11 protein-coding genes are annotated in these 17,045 nt (G+C 34.3%); 6 read left to right on the top strand and 5 right to left on the bottom strand.

Annotated elements, in window-relative coordinates; translation table 11 throughout:
* Together ACFPH8_RS10625 and ACFPH8_RS10620 are read right to left on the bottom strand one after the other, a co-directional pair.
* Positions 1–6,052 (bottom strand): HYR-like domain-containing protein (locus tag ACFPH8_RS10625; RefSeq protein ID WP_376860821.1); only part of this gene is annotated, 6,052 nt, incomplete at its 3' end.
* 32 nt (positions 6,053–6,084) lie between these two features.
* Positions 6,085–6,585 carry a hypothetical protein gene (locus tag ACFPH8_RS10620; RefSeq protein WP_376860819.1) on the bottom strand — a complete coding sequence of 167 codons (501 nt, stop codon included), beginning with the start codon at positions 6,583–6,585 and terminating at the stop codon, positions 6,085–6,087.
* Between the two features lie 526 nt (positions 6,586–7,111).
* Here ACFPH8_RS10620 and ACFPH8_RS10615 point away from each other — a divergent pair.
* From ACFPH8_RS10615 to ACFPH8_RS10600, 4 genes are all read left to right on the top strand, one after another.
* Entirely contained in the window at positions 7,112–7,600 is a 489-nt protein-coding gene (locus ACFPH8_RS10615; protein WP_376860817.1) for a SixA phosphatase family protein, read from the top strand.
* A 93-nt stretch (positions 7,601–7,693) separates the two neighbouring features.
* Positions 7,694–9,754 carry a polyphosphate kinase 1 gene (gene ppk1, locus ACFPH8_RS10610; protein WP_376860815.1) on the top strand — a complete coding sequence of 687 codons (2,061 nt, stop codon included), beginning with the start codon at positions 7,694–7,696 and terminating at the stop codon, positions 9,752–9,754.
* Position 9,755: 1 nt separating this feature from the next.
* Complete coding sequence (locus ACFPH8_RS10605) at positions 9,756–10,661, top strand: Ppx/GppA phosphatase family protein (protein ID WP_248399218.1); 906 nt, start codon at positions 9,756–9,758, stop codon at positions 10,659–10,661.
* Positions 10,662–10,762: 101 nt separating this feature from the next.
* The gene (locus ACFPH8_RS10600) at positions 10,763–11,293 is read left to right on the top strand and encodes a porin family protein (protein ID WP_248399220.1); all 531 of its coding nucleotides are present in this window, start codon (positions 10,763–10,765) and stop codon (positions 11,291–11,293) included.
* A 61-nt stretch (positions 11,294–11,354) separates the two neighbouring features.
* On the opposite strand, the gene ACFPH8_RS10595 is transcribed toward ACFPH8_RS10600, so the two are convergent.
* The 3 genes from ACFPH8_RS10595 to ACFPH8_RS10585 are packed head-to-tail and all read right to left on the bottom strand — an operon-like array spanning position 11,355 to position 14,249.
* A complete protein-coding gene (locus ACFPH8_RS10595; protein ID WP_376860812.1) occupies positions 11,355–11,936 on the bottom strand; it encodes a MiaE family protein in 582 nt (193 codons plus the stop codon).
* Positions 11,937–11,939: 3 nt separating this feature from the next.
* Positions 11,940–12,512: a hypothetical protein gene (locus ACFPH8_RS10590; RefSeq protein ID WP_376860810.1), complete on the bottom strand. Its 573-nt coding sequence runs from the start codon at positions 12,510–12,512 to the stop codon at positions 11,940–11,942.
* A gap of 6 nt (positions 12,513–12,518) precedes the next feature.
* Complete coding sequence (locus tag ACFPH8_RS10585) at positions 12,519–14,249, bottom strand: DNA polymerase III subunit gamma/tau (RefSeq protein ID WP_376860808.1); 1,731 nt, start codon at positions 14,247–14,249, stop codon at positions 12,519–12,521.
* A gap of 767 nt (positions 14,250–15,016) precedes the next feature.
* Between ACFPH8_RS10585 and ACFPH8_RS10580 the strand changes: the two genes are divergently transcribed.
* Positions 15,017–16,408 (top strand): AAA family ATPase, encoded by a 1,392-nt coding sequence (locus tag ACFPH8_RS10580; protein WP_376860806.1) that lies wholly within the window; start codon positions 15,017–15,019, stop codon positions 16,406–16,408.
* A complete protein-coding gene (locus ACFPH8_RS10575; RefSeq protein WP_376860804.1) occupies positions 16,405–16,914 on the top strand; it encodes a hypothetical protein in 510 nt (169 codons plus the stop codon). The genes ACFPH8_RS10580 and ACFPH8_RS10575 overlap by 4 nt, the downstream gene beginning before the upstream one ends.
* Positions 16,915–17,045 lie beyond the last annotated feature (131 nt).

Raw genomic sequence — 17,045 nt, 5'->3', positions numbered from 1 at the left:
CTTCTAAATAGGTTACTATAATGTCAGCATCACAATTATCCGTTGCCGCTAAATCGGTAGCAGACGCTGTAGGAACAGCATCACATTCTACAGTAATATCAGCAGGAGCTGCATCTAATACAGGAGCCGTAGTATCTTGAACCGTAATAACTTGTACCTCTGAAGCGGTGTTCCCACAACTATCAGTAGCCGTCCAAGTTCTCGTTAATGTATAGTTAGAGTCGCAATTACCATTCGCTCTTTCTTCTAAATAGGTTACTATAATGTCAGCATCACAATTATCCGTTGCCGCTAAATCGGTAGCAGACGCTGTAGGAACAGCATCACATTCTACAGTAATATCAGCAGGAGCTGCATCTAATACAGGAGCCGTGGTATCCTCAATAGTAAAGATAGCCATTGTCGTGCTTGTATTTCCACAAGCATCTGTGGCCGTAAAAGTTACAGAAGCAGACCCTGTTGCTCCGCAATCATCTGATAGACCTGTATAGTTGTGAGACCAAGAAATAGCAGAACAATCATCTGTTGCCGAAGCACCACCATTCCTTTCTAACCAATCCGTTAAATCAGCAGTATTCCCATTACCATCACACTCAACTGTTAGTGGCGATGCCTCAACGGTAATTACTGGATTAACAGTATCAATAATTGAATAAGAAGCCGTAGTAGTAACAAAGTTTCCACAGGCATCAGTAGCTGTGAAAGTTACTTCAATTGGGTTAGCACAATCAGAGCTAACACCACCATAATTATTTGTCCACGTTACTTCCGAGCAATTATCTGAAACTGTTGCATAACCATGATTATCTAACCATTCTTGAATCGCGCCATTGTTTCCAGTACCATCACATTCAATATCAATATTTGTAGCAGCATTTGTAATAACTAAAGCTTCAGGTGCTGTAATAGAGAATGTTCTCTCAATAGTAGACGGATTACAAAGATCCGAAATGGTATATGTTACTGTTGTAGTACCACCTTCACATAAAAGTGGAGCCGTAGGCGTTCCGTAATCACCAGTTGCATTACAACCACCAGAGACACTAAAACCGTTTAACCACGTATTGAAAGCAGCATCAACTTCCGCTTGACTTGCATAATCGCAAGCATCAGCTGTAGCATTATCAGGTGTATTCACTACAACGGCTTCAGGCGCTGTGATAGAGAATGTTCTCTCAATAGTAGACGGATTACAAAGATCCGTAATTGTATATGTTACTGTTGTAGTACCACCTTCACATAAAAGTGGAGCCGTAGGCGTTCCGTAATCACCAGTTGCATTACAGCCACCAGAAACGGTAAAACCGTTTAACCAGGTATTGAAGGCTGTATCAACTTCCGCTTGACTTGCATAATCGCAAGCATCAGCTGTAGCATTATCAGGTGTATTCACTACAACGGCTTCAGGCGCTGTGATAGAGAATGTTCTTTCTACTGTCGACGGATTACAAAGATCCGAAATGGTATATGTTACTGTTGTAGTACCACCTTCACATAAAAGTGGAGCCGTAGGCGTTCCGTAATCACCAGTTGCATTACAGCCACCAGAAACGGTAAATCCGTTTAACCAGGTATTGAAAGCTGTATCAACTTCCGCTTGACTTGCATAATCGCAAGCATCAGCTGTAGCATTATCAGGTGTATTCACTACAACGGCTTCAGGCGCTGTGATAGAGAATGTTCTTTCTACAGACGATGTATTACACACATCTGTAACAGTATAAGTTACTGTTGTAGTACCACCTTCACATAAAAGAGGAGCCGTAGGCGTTCCGTAATCGCCAGTTGCATTACAACCACCAGAGACACTAAAACCGTTTAACCAGGTATTGAAAGCAGCATCAACTTCCGCTTGAGTTGCATAAATGCAAGCATCAGCGGTTGCATTATCAGGTGTATTCACTACAACGGCATCAGGCGCTGTGATAGAGAATGTTCTCTCAATAGTAGACGGATTACAAAGATCCGTAATTGTATATGTTACTGTTGTAGTCCCACCTTCACATAAAAGTGGAGCCGTAGGCGTTCCGTAATCACCAGTTGCATTACAGCCACCAGAAACGGTAAAACCGTTTAACCAGGTATTGAAAGCCGTATCAACTTCCGCTTGACTGGCATAATCGCAAGCATCAGCTGTAGCATTATCAGGTGTATTCATTACAACGGCATCAGGCGCTGTGATAGAGAATGTTCTCTCAATAGTAGACGGATTACAAAGATCCGAAATGATATATGTTACTGTTGTAGTACCACCTTCACATAAAAGTGGAGCCGTAGGCGTTCCGTAATCACCAGTTGCATTACAGCCACCAGAAACGGTAAAACCGTTTAACCAGGTATTGAAAGCTGTATCAACTTCCGCTTGACTTGCATAATCGCAAGCATCAGCTGTAGCATTATCAGGTGTATTCACTACAACGGCTTCAGGTGCTGTGATAGAGAATGTTCTCTCAATAGTAGACGGATTACAAAGATCTGAAATGGTATATGTTACTGTTGTAGTACCACCTTCACATAAAAGTGGAGCCGTAGGCGTTCCGTAATCACCAGTTGCATTACAGCCACCAGAAACGGTAAAACCGTTTAACCAGGTATTGAAGGCTGTATCAACTTCCGCTTGACTTGCATAATCGCAAGCATCAGCTGTAGCATTATCAGGTGTATTCACTACAACGGCTTCAGGCGCTGTGATAGAGAATGTTCTCTCAATAGTAGACGGATTACAAAGATCCGTAATTGTATATGTTACTGTTGTAGTCCCACCTTCACATAAAAGTGGAGCCGTAGGCGTTCCGTAATCACCAATTGCATTACAGCCACCAGAAACGGTAAAACCGCTTAACCAGGTATTGAAAGCCGTATCAACTTCCGCTTGACTTGCATAATCGCAAGCATCAGCTGTAGCATTATCAGGTGTATTCACTACAACGGCAGGTGAGGTAATAGTAAAGGTTTGAATTGCCGCTGCCGATTGCTCACAATTGTCTGTGATTGTAAAATTTCTTTTTATTGTAATAGGGCATGAGCCTGTTGCAATATCTTGATATGTAATACTAGCCACATTATCTTCTAAAAAAGTACCACCTTCTGCTAAATATTCAGCTTCAGTTATAGTAACCTCGGTTTCAGAAAAAGCCAAAGCTGTTAAACCTCCATTTGTAATATCTTCAGCCGCACAACCTTCTAAACTTACATCGGTTGGGGCTGTAATTGTAGGTGGAGCTGTATCTTCAACAATAATTTCAAAACTATCAGTAGCAGAACAATTAGCATCGACATCATTTACTGTTACAGTATATGTTCCAGCAGGTAGTCCATTGAGATCCTGTGTGCTTGAATTTGAAGCATCATCCCAAGTGTAGGTATAATTTCCAGTTCCACCAGATACAGAAATATTAATTGCTCCAACATCATTTCCAGAGCATCCTGTATTTGTTACACTATCTAACGTTATTGTAATAGGATCAAGTACTGTGACCGTAATTGGTGTACGTTCTCCTGTACAGGAATTACTTGGTCCTTCAGATACATAATATGTGAAAACACCAGCAGTACTTGTAGATGGTGTTATAGACACTTGACCAGGCGTAGCCGGGTTATTATTAGTATAATATAATAATATGTAATTAGATTCAGAAGTTGTAGCCGTTAATGGTAAAGCGGTTTCTCCTAAACAATAGGTTACATTACTAGTTGTTGGTGTTGTTAAAATATCATTCACTTCAATGGTAAAAATATAATTACAACCGCCTTGACCTGGAGGGATAGCGTAATAAGTAGATACACCTATTGTGGCTGGGAATGGGTTATTCTGATTGTACTGTATTGTAGATGGTGTAATAGGAAATGAATCGTAATACTGTGTTCCTGGAGGAAAGTTTCCAGACACTTCAGAAACAGGAATTGTATTACCTTCAAAACTACAATAAAAGAAATCTCGTTGAACCGATACACCTGTACAATTATCTAAAATATATTGTTCCGAATCGATATCAATTTCAATAGGAGCAGTATTAGGTTCCCCTTGACATACACCAGCTTCTTGATAACCTTGTATTAATGGCAATGAATAATTTGTTTGCGAAACATTACCCGTACCTGAAATATTACCACCAACTATTACAATTTTTGGTGTACAATTATTGTTAACTAAAATAGAACAGTCTGTTGTTGATGTAATTTCAAATGAAATATCAGCCATTAGTTCGGCCAAGTTCAACGGGTTTAATGGAATAAATGCCATATCCCAAACAACAGCTCCTGTAGCACCTTCATTAGGATCAAAATAAGGAGGTGAAGACTGAAATAAAGGATTGTATTCATTATAAGAGATACTTCCTGGTACAAAAGAAGATGTAAATGGTATTGGAATAACCAAGCGACCATTAGTAATAGCTTCTGTTCCACGGTTTCTAATTTCAACACCATACTCAATAGTATCGCCCGGTTGAACTGTTAAGTTACCACTACCAACGGCTACACCATTAATTGAATTTGCAGATAGTATTCCTTCAGATTCTGGAATATAGGCATCAACCGCAAATGTTACATTATATATGGAATATGTATCGCCATTGGTAAAGTATTTAAATGACGTACTGGTTTGATTATTATTTATAATAGCATTGTTCGTATTATTAATATCAAACATACTAATATCAACACCAGTGTTATTCAATAATTGTGGGTTTCTAGGATTTCCTCCCGTGTTGATAGAAGATTTAAAAAAGTTATTAGTATTATTTCCAGAATGACTTAATGAGGTATAAGTTCCTGAGTTTCTATTTTCAATTTGGAATGTATCACCGGAAAAACCAACATCGCCTTCACCACCCATAACACCTAACTTTACATTAACATCGCCATTTTGCGTGGAGTTAAAGCCATTTACACCAATAGTGTATTGATTATTGTTACCAGAAACAACATAAGCATGACCGTCAAAAACGGTCACATCACGCCATTTCATTTTTGTGTTTTCGTAAACTACAACCATTCCCCAGCCACCATAGTAACCCGTACCGTCAGGATCACCTTCTCTCAAAGCTAAATCGGCAACAAAATATTCTCCTAATCCATTAGTTCTTACATAATCTGTAATTTCAGCATAGGCGGAATACATGTAGTCATCTGAACTTGTTGGGTAATAAATATCGGTTGCATTCGCTGTTAATTGCGTATAACTTCCCGCTGTTGGACCTTTTATGGAAACCTTACGCTTGTCATAATTTTTGGTAATAGTCGTTAAAGCAGGAATTGTTTCAGTGTAATTAACATTCACATAAGCTCTATCTGTCCAATTTAATCTTAATCTTGTAACCTCCAACGTATAATTTGAATCTGAAAATACTTGGTATGGTGCGCTTAAATAAGCGTTGTCATCATTAATTGAACTTGTAGACACCGCAGACTCTGGACCATTATTTACGGAAACATGTAGGGTTTCATTATTTCCAGAAGTTCTGTAAATAAACTCTACCTTATTCCCGGATCCTGTTGTAGTAAATGTATACCTGTAAGTACCACCAGAACTAGAAATATTTAATGAGTAGTCCGTATTGTCAATACTTTCATTACTATAAATTATATCGGTTGTATTAATAGTTTGCGTTATAAAATTACCATTTGGCACGCTCTTCGTTACGGTAAATGTATTGCTTGAGCCAGCTCGGCCAGACCAATATAAGCCTGCATACACCACATTAGAGCATTCTGGAATAGCGTTGTTTTCTTGAGAAAATTGTAAAGTAGCCGATGACGAATTCAAGGTATTAACGTCGTTGTCAATATCCACATACTTCATATCATTTCCACCGTTATTGGTGTTATCACCATAGGTAGCTAATGTTAGGTTGGTGTTACCCATCATGGTAAAATCTCCCTTTACATTATAAATAGTTTTGGATGGCGTGTAGATGGACGTTCGAGGTTCAAAATTTACGCGCACTTGACTATAACTATAAAAAGTAGCTGCCAATAGCATAAATACAGCTAACGCAAATTGAGTTTGCGTTTTATAGTTCTTGGTTTTTGAGGTGTATAAGTTTTCCATTTTTGTAACTTTAAATTAAGCTAATACCAAATTTATGAACGGTTAAATATTTTGTAGAAAATACTAATTTCCGAATCCGCTTGTTGGATGAAATTTCGTATTTGACTTTCAGTAACTGAAGATTCACATTTCAAGTAAATATATTTTAGACTACCAAAACCTCTAATGTTATCTACATTAAAAGGACGTATTAAATCTGAAGCCGATTTAATATTGATAGTTATCATTTCAACACGCTTAAATAAGTCATTGTCTGAACTTAATATGTTGAATGAATTAGTGTCTTTTAGCTTTACTACTTTTGGCTTTTGGCCTTCAGTAACTTCAATTATCTGATTGTTTTTAATATAAACAGAAGGTTCCAAATCATAGAGCAAATCTTCTGGATACGTTGTAACTCGCGTTGATGTTCTAGACATACTTTGGCTGTCCGTATTATCAGGGAGTTGATAGATAGGGTTTTCTTGAGCAAAACTGCTACTTGTGAAAACAACTAATAACGCACACACCATTACTACGGTTGTTAACGTCATGTTCATTCTATTTTTCATAATTATTGATATATTAATTCTTTAACTTATTGGTTTTCAAAAGCTATAAAATCAGTTCAATTAAATCGTATAAATAGTAGTTAAACCTTTTTAGGGCTCAACAATACATTTATTGTTCTAAAAAATATTGAGGGAAGAGCATGCTTGCATGCGAATGGATTAAGTTTTTTAGTTTGATTTGGGATCATCTTGATTAATAGCTTACATCACAAATAAAATGCGATTAAATCAATCAATCAAAAAAAAATGTTAAATCACTTATAAATTCGATTAAAGGATTCCGCTAAACACTTAGTCGATAAATAGATATAATTAATCGACAGTACTTTTTGAGAATAACCGAATGCTGTGTTCTAAAAAATTAGGATATTGGATGGATATAGGTCAATCTTTTCATGTAATTTTAGGTTGATTAATAGCGTTTAATTTTAAATTCTGGTGCAATGTAAGTCATTTGTCTGATTTAAGCAACACTTAAACGATAAAAATTACTTTTAAACGATAATATATGAAAACTCTCACATTAGTACGACACGCCAAATCATCCTGGAAACTTAATCTTCCAGATCATCTTCGACCATTAAAAATGCGCGGGTTAACAGATGCTAACAACGTTTCTAACCACTTAAAAACCACTAATTTTTGTCCCGATTTATTATGGTCTAGTAATGCTGTGAGAGCGCAAAGCACTGCTGAAATTTTTATAAAAACCTTAAATATACCTTCAGAAATTTGCCATTTTAATCATGAGTTATATGATTTTTCAGGTGAATACCTCACCTTTCATATTAAAAATTGTCCAGATGAAATAAATAGTCTTATGGTATTTGGACATAATGATGCCATTACCAATTTTGTAAATGCATTTGGAAGTGAACGGATAGAAAATGTACCAACATGTGGTTTGGTAACTATTATTTTTAATTGTGATTCTTGGCAAAAAATAACTTCTGGAGATACCAGTCGGATTATTTTTCCGAAGGACTTAAGACAATAAATTTCAAACCCTATAATTAACAATTTAACGAATTATTAATACCCAAAAATTCCATACAATACAATATATTTGTAACATAACTAAAAAATTTTAATGGCTAAACAAGTACAAGAAAATCGTTATATAAATAGAGAAGTTAGCTGGCTACAGTTTAATGATCGGGTGTTACAAGAAGCTGATGATAAAACCGTTCCGCTAATTGAACGACTCCGATTTTTAGGTATTTTTTCTAATAATTTAGACGAGTTCTTTAAAGTACGTTACGCTACTGTAAAACGCATTGTAGAAGCTGGAAAAGGGGGTAAAAGTGAACTTGGTGGTATAAAAGCCAATGAGTTATTAGATATTATCACCCAAATAGTTATTAAGCAACAGAGTGATAGTTTAGAAATTTTAAGTAAAATTCATAAGCAACTAGAGGATGAAAATATTTTCATTATTAATGAAAAATCCATCCAACCGTCTCAACACGAATTTATAAAAAATTACTTTCATCAAAAGGTTAGTCCTGCTTTGGTGACTATTATTTTAAGTGATTCTGTAGAACTTCCAAACCTAAAAGATAGTGCGGCATATTTAGCTGTTAAGTTGAGTATGAAAGATAATGAAAATCAATATGCACTTATTGAAATTTCAAAATCTATGGATCGTTTTGTGGTTTTACCAAAACAGGATGATAAAAACTATATTATCATGCTAGACGATTTATTGCGTTACTGTTTGGATGAGATCTTCGATATTTTTGACTACGATGTTATTTCGGCTCACATGATAAAAATTACACGAGATGGAGAGTTAGATTTGGAAAGTGATTTAAGTAAAAGTTTTATTGAAAAAATATCAGATAGTGTTAAACATCGTCAAATAGGAGAACCCGTCCGGTTTGTTTATGATAAAACTATAGATCAAGTTACCTTATCCTATTTAATGGATAAAATGAATATTGAATCTACAGATAGTAAAATTCCAGGTGGTCGTTACCACAACCGTCGGGACTATATGGATTTCCCTAGTTTAGGACGTACGGATTTACTGTATTCCAAAATTGAAGCATTACCTGTAAAAGGGTTGAGTTTTCAAGAAAGTATTTTTAAATCCATAGCGCATAAAGACTTTTTAATTCACACACCATATCACACGTTTTCATACATTGTTAAGTTTTTACGTGAAGCGGCTTTAGATCCTAAAGTATCTACTATTAAAATTACTATTTACCGATTAGCTCAAATTTCGCACGTAGCCAGTTCCTTAATCAATGCTGCCAAAAACGGTAAAAAAGTAACGGTTTCCATTGAAATTCAAGCGCGTTTTGATGAGCAAGCCAATATTGATTATGCCCAGCAAATGCAAAATGAGGGTGTGCATTTAATTTTTGGTGTTCAAGGCTTAAAGGTGCATAGTAAAATGTGTGTCATAGAGCGTGAAGAAGAACATAAAATTAAACGCTACGGATTTGTTAGCACAGGCAATTTTAATGAATCTACCGCCAAAATTTATACGGATTACACCTTATTTACGGCCAATCAGAAAATTTTAAAGGACATTAATAAAGTCTTTAGTTTCTTTGAAATTAATTATAAAATATACCGCTATAAGCATATTATTACGTCCCCTCATTACACGGAAAAAGCATTTTTCCGACTTATTAATGGGCAGATTATCAACGCATCTTTAGGAAAGCCAGCTCAAATTCGGTTTAAAATGAATAGTTTATCTAGTTATAAAATGGTGGATAAATTATATGAAGCCAGTCGGGCAGGTGTTAAAATTCAAATGGTTGTTCGTGGTATTTGTTGCTTAATTCCTGGTGTGCCAAATATGAGTGAAAACATAGAGGTAATAAGCATTGTAGATAAGTTTTTAGAGCATTCTAGACTATATATTTTTGGTCCTGATGATGATGCACAAATCTACATTTCATCGGCTGATTTAATGACTAGAAATATTGAAAATAGAGTAGAGGTTAGTTGTCCAATTTATGATGAAGACATTAAGCAGGAATTATTAGACAATTTCGGTATTTTTTGGAGTGCAAATGTTAAAGCACGGATTCTAAACGAAACGCAAAATAATCAGTATAAAGAAAAGAAAGAACCTATAGTTCGTGCGCAATTCGCTATATATGAGTATTATTTAAACAAATTAAAAAGTTAGCATGCTAACCATTAAAAAATATGCAGCAATAGATATTGGTTCCAATGCCGTTCGGTTGCTGATAGCCAATATTATTGAAGAAAAAGGAAAACCTACACGCTTTAAAAAAAGCTCGCTGGTTCGTGTTCCAATTCGTTTAGGTTCGGATGTGTTTATGAAAGGTAAAATTTCAAAACACAATGGCGAACGATTATTAGATACCATGCAGGCATTTAAACTCCTTATGAAATCTCATAACGTGGTTAAGTATAAAGCATGTGCCACATCAGCGATGCGAGAAGCTAGTAATGGTGATAAAATTACGAATCGTATTTTTAACAATACCGAAATTAAAATCGATACCATTAATGGGGAAGAAGAAGCTGCAATTATCGCGGCAACCGATTTAAATTCCTACATTGATGCTAACAAAACCTATTTATATGTAGATGTTGGTGGTGGTAGTACGGAGTTTACAGTAATTCATAATGGGGAATCTATAACCTCGCGTTCTTTTAAAATTGGAACGGTTCGTTTATTAAATGACATTGTTAAAAATGAAACCTGGAACGAATTGGAGCAGTGGATTAAAACCCATACCCAAGCTTTTGAAAAAATAGATGTTTTGGGTACTGGTGGAAACATTAATAAGATATTTAAAATTTCGGGTAAAGCTATAGGAAAGCCTTTAACCTATTTCTATTTAACGTCTTATTATAATATGTTGCAAACGTATTCTTATGAAGAACGTATTTCAGAACTCGATTTAAATCAAGATCGGGCCGATGTTATTATTCCTGCAACCCGTATTTATTTATCTGCAATGAAATGGTGTGGTGCCAAGGATATTTATGTGCCAAAAATTGGTTTGGCAGACGGAATTATTAAAAGTATCTATTATGATACGGTTTCGAGCAATACACAGTAAAAAACATGCAGTTTGTCTTTTTATTATATTATATTTAATAAAATAATTTATATTCGCTAGAACTAAATCAATTTTAAGACCGCATTAAAACTTTTATAATCATGAAAAAACAAGTACTCTTAATAGCTTTTGTAATTATTGCAACTGTTTCTTACGCGCAAAACGCCATGTATGGTGTGCGTGCAGGCATAAATGTTTCAAATTTAGATTTTGAACCAGATGCCACTTTTGATAATCAACACCGTAATGGTTTTGCCATTGGTTTCTTTGGTGAATATGATTTATCAGCATCAATAGCATTAGCTCCAGAAATTCAGTTTTCTGCCGAAGGTGCTAAGGATAGAAGTTTACGCGTAGATTATATTCAGGCGCCTATTTTACTAAAATTCAGAATTGGCGATAGATTATCACTTGGAGCAGGTCCATTAGTAGGTGTTAAAATTCATGAGTTTGAAGATGGCTACAGAAACTTTAGCTTTTCAGGTGTTGGTGCTTTAGAATTCATGATTACAGATGAATTCTTTATTGATGCAAGATACCACTATGGTGTCACTAATATTTTAGATGATAATCCAGCTAATTTAGAAGCTAAAAATACCAACATCCAAATAGGTATTGGTGTGAAAATTTAACTAATTAACCAATTATATTTTTTAAAAACTCCAATGCTTTTTAGTATTGGAGTTTTTTGTTTTAACCGTGAATAGTTTCAGAGTTACTTAAATCCTTCATTATTTCGGCTTCAAAATCTAATAAATCATTCCATTTTTTATCAACTTCCTTACGGTCACCATATTGTCTGGCAAAACCTAAAAACATGGTATAATGATTGGCTTCACTCACCATTAATTTGCGGTAAAATTCTGCCAATTCTTTATCTTCTAATTCTTCCGAAAGCAAACGGAAACGTTCACAACTTCTAGCTTCAATTAAAGCAGCATATAATAATCTGTGAACTAATTGTGTGGTACGACTGCCTCCTTTAGGGAAAAAGGTAATTAATTTTAAAACATATTCATCCTTACGGTCACGACCCAAAGTCCATCCATGATCTAAAATCCGATCGTGAACCATTTTAAAATGACTAATTTCTTCTTTAACCAACGCAATCATTTCCTGCACTAATTCCGTGTATTCTGGAAAACCAACAATAAGCGAAATGGCTGTACTTGCTGCTTTTTGCTCGCAGTAAGCATGATCCGTTAATATATCTTCAATATTCTTTTCTACAATATTTACCCAGCGTGGGTCTGTTGGTAATTTTAATCCTAGCATGACTTAATTTTCAAAATTAGTTATATCAAATTCGCCGTTTGGTTGAATTTGTAATTGGTATTGTTTTTTTAAATCGCGGCTTATATGCACGTAATAAAAGGCTATTTGTACAGCATCAGTTTCGGTTGACGGCGCATTGGGTAGTTGATTTACGTGCGCAGATTGTAGTGTCATCCTTTTTAAATCTGCTTCATGATGAGCAAATGTGTCTGTAAAGAATGATTTATCAATAGTTTTATTAAAAATTTCCTGGTCTTCTTTAAATACAATTACCTGACTTTTAATGTCGCGATAATAGGTTTTGGAAATTATCGAGTCTGTTTTTGTAGTATCCAAAACTGAACGTTCCATATCCGTATAGATTCTAATTTTTATATGGAAACCGTTGGCTAGAAGGGTATCTGTTTTAACCTCTGCATAGGTTTCTGGTACATAGCTTATGGTTTCAGAAAATGAATCTAATAACTCGGATTCATGTAGAATTTCTTGTGGTGTTTTATGCAAGCGATCACGACCATCACAAGCTGCAAAAACCATGGCAATAGCAACTAATATAAATAGACTTACATGTTTCATAAGAATTTAAAAATCTAACCCAAAAGTTTTTTTCAAAACATCAATAGCTGGGTTTTTTTCTTTGAGTTTTTCAAACTGCTCTTCCGTGGTATAAGCATATTGCTTTTCCATTTCTTCGTTAATGGAAATGTCTAAATGGATATCGTAATTATTCAGCTCTTTTCTAATATAGCTCAACAAATCATATGATTCCCTTTCCACTTCTAGTTTATTGGTTGCATTCGGGAACTCCAATTGAATGGCATTTCCTTTTACTTTAGGAACATCAATGGATAATATAGAGGCCAAATTGAATTTCCCAGTCGCTTCCAATTCCTTTACAAATACATTCCAAACCGCTATAAGTTGTTCTTCGGTAAAAGAATCCTTCGGCAAATCCGTTTCATCTATAACGACATCCATTTGCCGGATTTGATGTTCTTTTTTAGCACGAATACTTTTTAAAGATAATCCAGACGTTGTTTTCTTTTTAGCGTCCAATGTAAGGACTGGTCGCGTTTCTTCAACTTTATGAACGGGTTGATTGGTTGTTTTATTTTCAACAGAAACCGGTTCAGCTTTGGTTGGTGGAGTTGGTGGATTGCTGGCTACAGCTTGTTTGCTTACTGGAATTGGCTTGATGCCAATCTTCGCAAAGTAACTCGGTGGAATTATAAAGTTTTTAGAATTTTTTTTTTCTCCATCGAAAGTGATAGAGGCAAGTTGCATAAGGCAGAGTTCAACGAGTAATCGTTGGTTTTTACTGGACTTGTATTTCAGATCGCAATCGTTAGCTAGTTCTATACCTTCAAATAAAAGTGCCTGGCTTGCTTTTCGCGATTGTTCTAAATATTTGACTTGCGTTTCTTCGCCTACTTCTAGTAATTCAACCGTACTTGGATTTTGGCAAACTAATAAATCTCTAAAGTGAGATGCTAATCCTGCTATATAATGATGACCATCAAACCCTTTCGCTAAAATACTATTAAACTGTAAAAGTAATTCTGGTATTTTATTTTCAAGAATTAAATCGGTGCTCGTAAAATAAGTTTCGTAATCAAGAACGTTTAGGTTTTCAGTAACGGCTTGGCGTGTTAAATTTTTACCTGAAAAACTTACCACACGATCAAAAATAGATAAGGCATCACGCATAGCACCATCGGCTTTTTGAGCAATGATGTGTAAGGCATCATCTTCAGCTGTAATACCTTGTTCGTCTGCAATATATTTTAAATACGATTTGGCATCTTTAACTGTAATCCGTTTAAAGTCGAAAATCTGACAACGCGATAAAATGGTTGGTATAATTTTATGCTTTTCCGTAGTTGCTAAAATAAAGATGCAATGCTTTGGTGGTTCTTCTAATGTTTTTAGAAAGGCATTAAAAGCCGCTTGAGATAACATGTGGACCTCGTCAATAATATAAACTTTATATTTCCCGACTTGTGGTGGAATGCGGACTTGATCGGTTAAGTTTCTAATATCGTCTACCGAGTTATTAGAGGCAGCATCTAGCTCAAAAATATTAAAAGCAAAATCCTCATCCGCTTTCTCCGTACCATCACTATTAATCATTTTGGCCAAAATACGTGCACAGGTAGTTTTACCAACACCACGTGGACCCGTAAACAATAAACCTTGTGCTAAATGATTGTTTTCAATGGCATTTAATAAGGTGTTTGTAATAGCCTGCTGACCAACAACGTCTTTAAACGTTTGTGGTCTGTATTTACGTGCTGATACTACAAAGTGCTCCATGGATACGATTGGGTTTGCTTATTTTAGGTGCAAACTTACGGTGAAACAAAGTTAAAAAATCCACGGGTAAATTACATCAAAGTCTTGTTAATTTAATAGGAGTTATTAACAGTAAAAAACTTTTAGGAAGTATTTGTTTTATATAATTTGTAGAATATTATAATAAGGACGTTCTATTTTGAAATTTCAGGATTGTTATTATTAATTAAGGACTGATTTATTAGCACTGGTAATTCGTGTTGTTAATATTTTATTCTAAAAAAATAAATTATATTTACAGGATAACAGTAACTTAAAACTTACTATATCCCGGCTTATTTACGGGATATAAGTAATTAAAGTTACTATATAACGAGTTGCCTACAATTGCAACGCTCTATTCAAAACGTGTAATACCGAATATAAAAACCACTGATTTTAAGCCAGCTTTAATAGTCTTTAGCTAACGTAAAGTACACAGTTAACCAATTCAGAATTTTAGCCTTATAATGTAAAGAATACGATCTTCCGATATTCACTCTGACGTAACAACGACGCAAACCGAATTAGCTTGTAACTCAATAAAAAGTAAAAATTAAAAACTGTAGGCAACACAGCATATAAAAAATTGTTTACTTTAGTGTCTAGATAATGGAAGTTGTTTATTTACTTACTGCTGAAATTCCTTCGGAATTTCATTGCTCGTAAACACAACTTTCCATATCCAACAACGTTGGCATACATTAAAACTCACCATATCTTAAAATTGATTGTCATATATTTGCATTATGAAAATTGAAATAGAAAATCTTGGAGCAATTAAGCACGCGGAAATTAATCTTAACAAGAAGTTAACCGTTTTCTGTGGACCAAATAATTCTGGAAAGACTTATGCTGCCTTTATAATTTATGCTTTAACAAAATCTGGCTTAAAATATTTCAGAAGTAAAGGTAGGAGTAACTTAATTACTGAATTAATAAAAAATCAATCCGCAACATTTGAAATTAAGGTAGATGATATTTGGAATTATCGAAATGAGGAATTAGACAGTATAAAGGAGTCTTTAGATAGTATTTACGGTATTTCAGAAGAAATTTCAAATAATCTTTTTAAAGATTTTTCTATTAAAATTCTCGAAAATAAAAATGAATTTAGCGATAGTATTCTGAAAATGAATTTCGAAAATGAGCTAAAACTTAACAACATTACTATCAAAATAAAAAAAGAAAATAATACTAAATCAATAAAACTCTCATTAAAAAATAAAACAGTTTCTAAAGACAACATAGAGATGTTGAATTTATTTTTAAATGCAAAATTATATTCTTTGATAGGTTTTTATCCTTTTACTTCTAGTCATATTCTACCAGTTGAAAGAAATTCTATTTACACTTTTAGTAAAGAATTATCAATTCAGAAACAAGAGTTTTTTGAAAGAGCACAAGAATTAGGCACTAAATCAAACAACAGAGATCCATTCCACTGGCTTTTAAAAAGTTCAAAGAGATACCCAATGCCAATTAGGGATGGTTTAGAGATTGCGGAAGATTTATTTAATTATTCCAAAACTAGAACAGAATTTTATGAATTTGCTGAAGAAATAGAAAGTGAGTTACTTCAAGGAAAAGTAACTATTAACAAAGATGGAGATGTACAATTTGCATCAAACAAGGCTAAAAGCAAAAAAATTCCGATTCATTTATCTGCTTCAATTGTTAAAACACTTTCAAGCTTAATTTTTTATTTAAAGCATATTGCTACAAAAAATGAAATGATAATTATTGATGAACCTGAACTTAATCTTCATCCAAATAATCAAGTTTATTTAACAAGAGTTTTTGCTAAATTAATTAATAAGGGTTTTCGTATTTTAATTAGCACTCATAGTGATTATATCATTAGAGAAATAAACAACCTAATAATGGCATCTTCTGAAAATACCGGAACAAAGAAAATTGCGGCTAAACTAGGATACAGCGAAGATGAAAAATTAAAAAATGACACAGTTTCTGCGTACTTATTTAATTATAAAAACAAAACATCACGCAATGTTACAATTAGCCCTATTGAAGTAACTGAAACAGGTTTTGATGTACTGACTATTGACCAAACCGTTGAGGAGTTAAATGATGTTTCAGAAGAGTTATTTTACTCAATCAAATATGACCATAGGAAATGAGTAAACTAGCTTTAATAGATTATGTGTTAAATCCAGCTTTTAAAGTAAATGACAACTTATTAGAAGAGCCACAGGCTTCTATGAAAGTTGCTTTAATTCAAGACAGATGCAAATCAATAGTTTTTGAGTTTGACAAAAAACTAGGTAAAGAATATAAAGGAGGTATTTTTCCTTTCTTCAACAACCAAAATAGCAAGGTTTGCAAGGTTTGTGACTATATTATATTTTCCGAATTCGAAGGTAGTTTATATGCTTTAGTAATTGAATTAAAAACTAGTGCCCAAAGTACATTGCCTCAAATAAAAGCGGGAGAGTGTTTTGTTGACTACATTATTTCTACAGTTAATAGAATTAACAATACTAATCATACAATACAAAAACGAAGAGTTAGTATACGAGAGTTTCAAAGAAAAAAGAAAACAAAGCTTAAGGAGATTGAGTATGATGAAAATAATCATCACTTTTTCGACCAGAATAGAATGAGAATTGTTTCATTCCTAAAATAACGTATGCCAACAAAGAACTGAGTTAAAAAACAAGCAATTTTAAGCTAATTTTGAAACAAAGTTCTCATCATAAGGCAAACCACTTTTTGCGATAGCAAATGCCTGTTTTAATAATTTATTTGCTACTGCTA

Source organism: Bizionia hallyeonensis (genome assembly GCF_042657385.1).
GTDB lineage: Bacteria > Bacteroidota > Bacteroidia > Flavobacteriales > Flavobacteriaceae > Algorimicrobium > Algorimicrobium hallyeonense.
The sequence above is the reverse complement of the archived record's forward strand: the minus strand, read 5'-3'. Positions and strand labels throughout refer to the sequence as shown.

What these genes read in the sequence shown, in the direction of transcription:
- ACFPH8_RS10620 (WP_376860819.1), bottom strand. Translation starts at nt 6,585, where the DNA reads ATGACGTTAACAACCGTAGTAATGGTGTGTGCGTTATTAGTTGTTTTC.
- ACFPH8_RS10615 (WP_376860817.1), top strand. Translation starts at nt 7,112, where the DNA reads ATGAAAACTCTCACATTAGTACGACACGCCAAATCATCCTGGAAACTT.
- ppk1 (WP_376860815.1), top strand. Translation starts at nt 7,694, where the DNA reads ATGGCTAAACAAGTACAAGAAAATCGTTATATAAATAGAGAAGTTAGC.
- ACFPH8_RS10605 (WP_248399218.1), top strand. Translation starts at nt 9,756, where the DNA reads ATGCTAACCATTAAAAAATATGCAGCAATAGATATTGGTTCCAATGCC.
- ACFPH8_RS10600 (WP_248399220.1), top strand. Translation starts at nt 10,763, where the DNA reads ATGAAAAAACAAGTACTCTTAATAGCTTTTGTAATTATTGCAACTGTT.
- ACFPH8_RS10595 (WP_376860812.1), bottom strand. Translation starts at nt 11,936, where the DNA reads ATGCTAGGATTAAAATTACCAACAGACCCACGCTGGGTAAATATTGTA.
- ACFPH8_RS10590 (WP_376860810.1), bottom strand. Translation starts at nt 12,512, where the DNA reads ATGAAACATGTAAGTCTATTTATATTAGTTGCTATTGCCATGGTTTTT.
- ACFPH8_RS10585 (WP_376860808.1), bottom strand. Translation starts at nt 14,249, where the DNA reads ATGGAGCACTTTGTAGTATCAGCACGTAAATACAGACCACAAACGTTT.
- ACFPH8_RS10580 (WP_376860806.1), top strand. Translation starts at nt 15,017, where the DNA reads ATGAAAATTGAAATAGAAAATCTTGGAGCAATTAAGCACGCGGAAATT.
- ACFPH8_RS10575 (WP_376860804.1), top strand. Translation starts at nt 16,405, where the DNA reads ATGAGTAAACTAGCTTTAATAGATTATGTGTTAAATCCAGCTTTTAAA.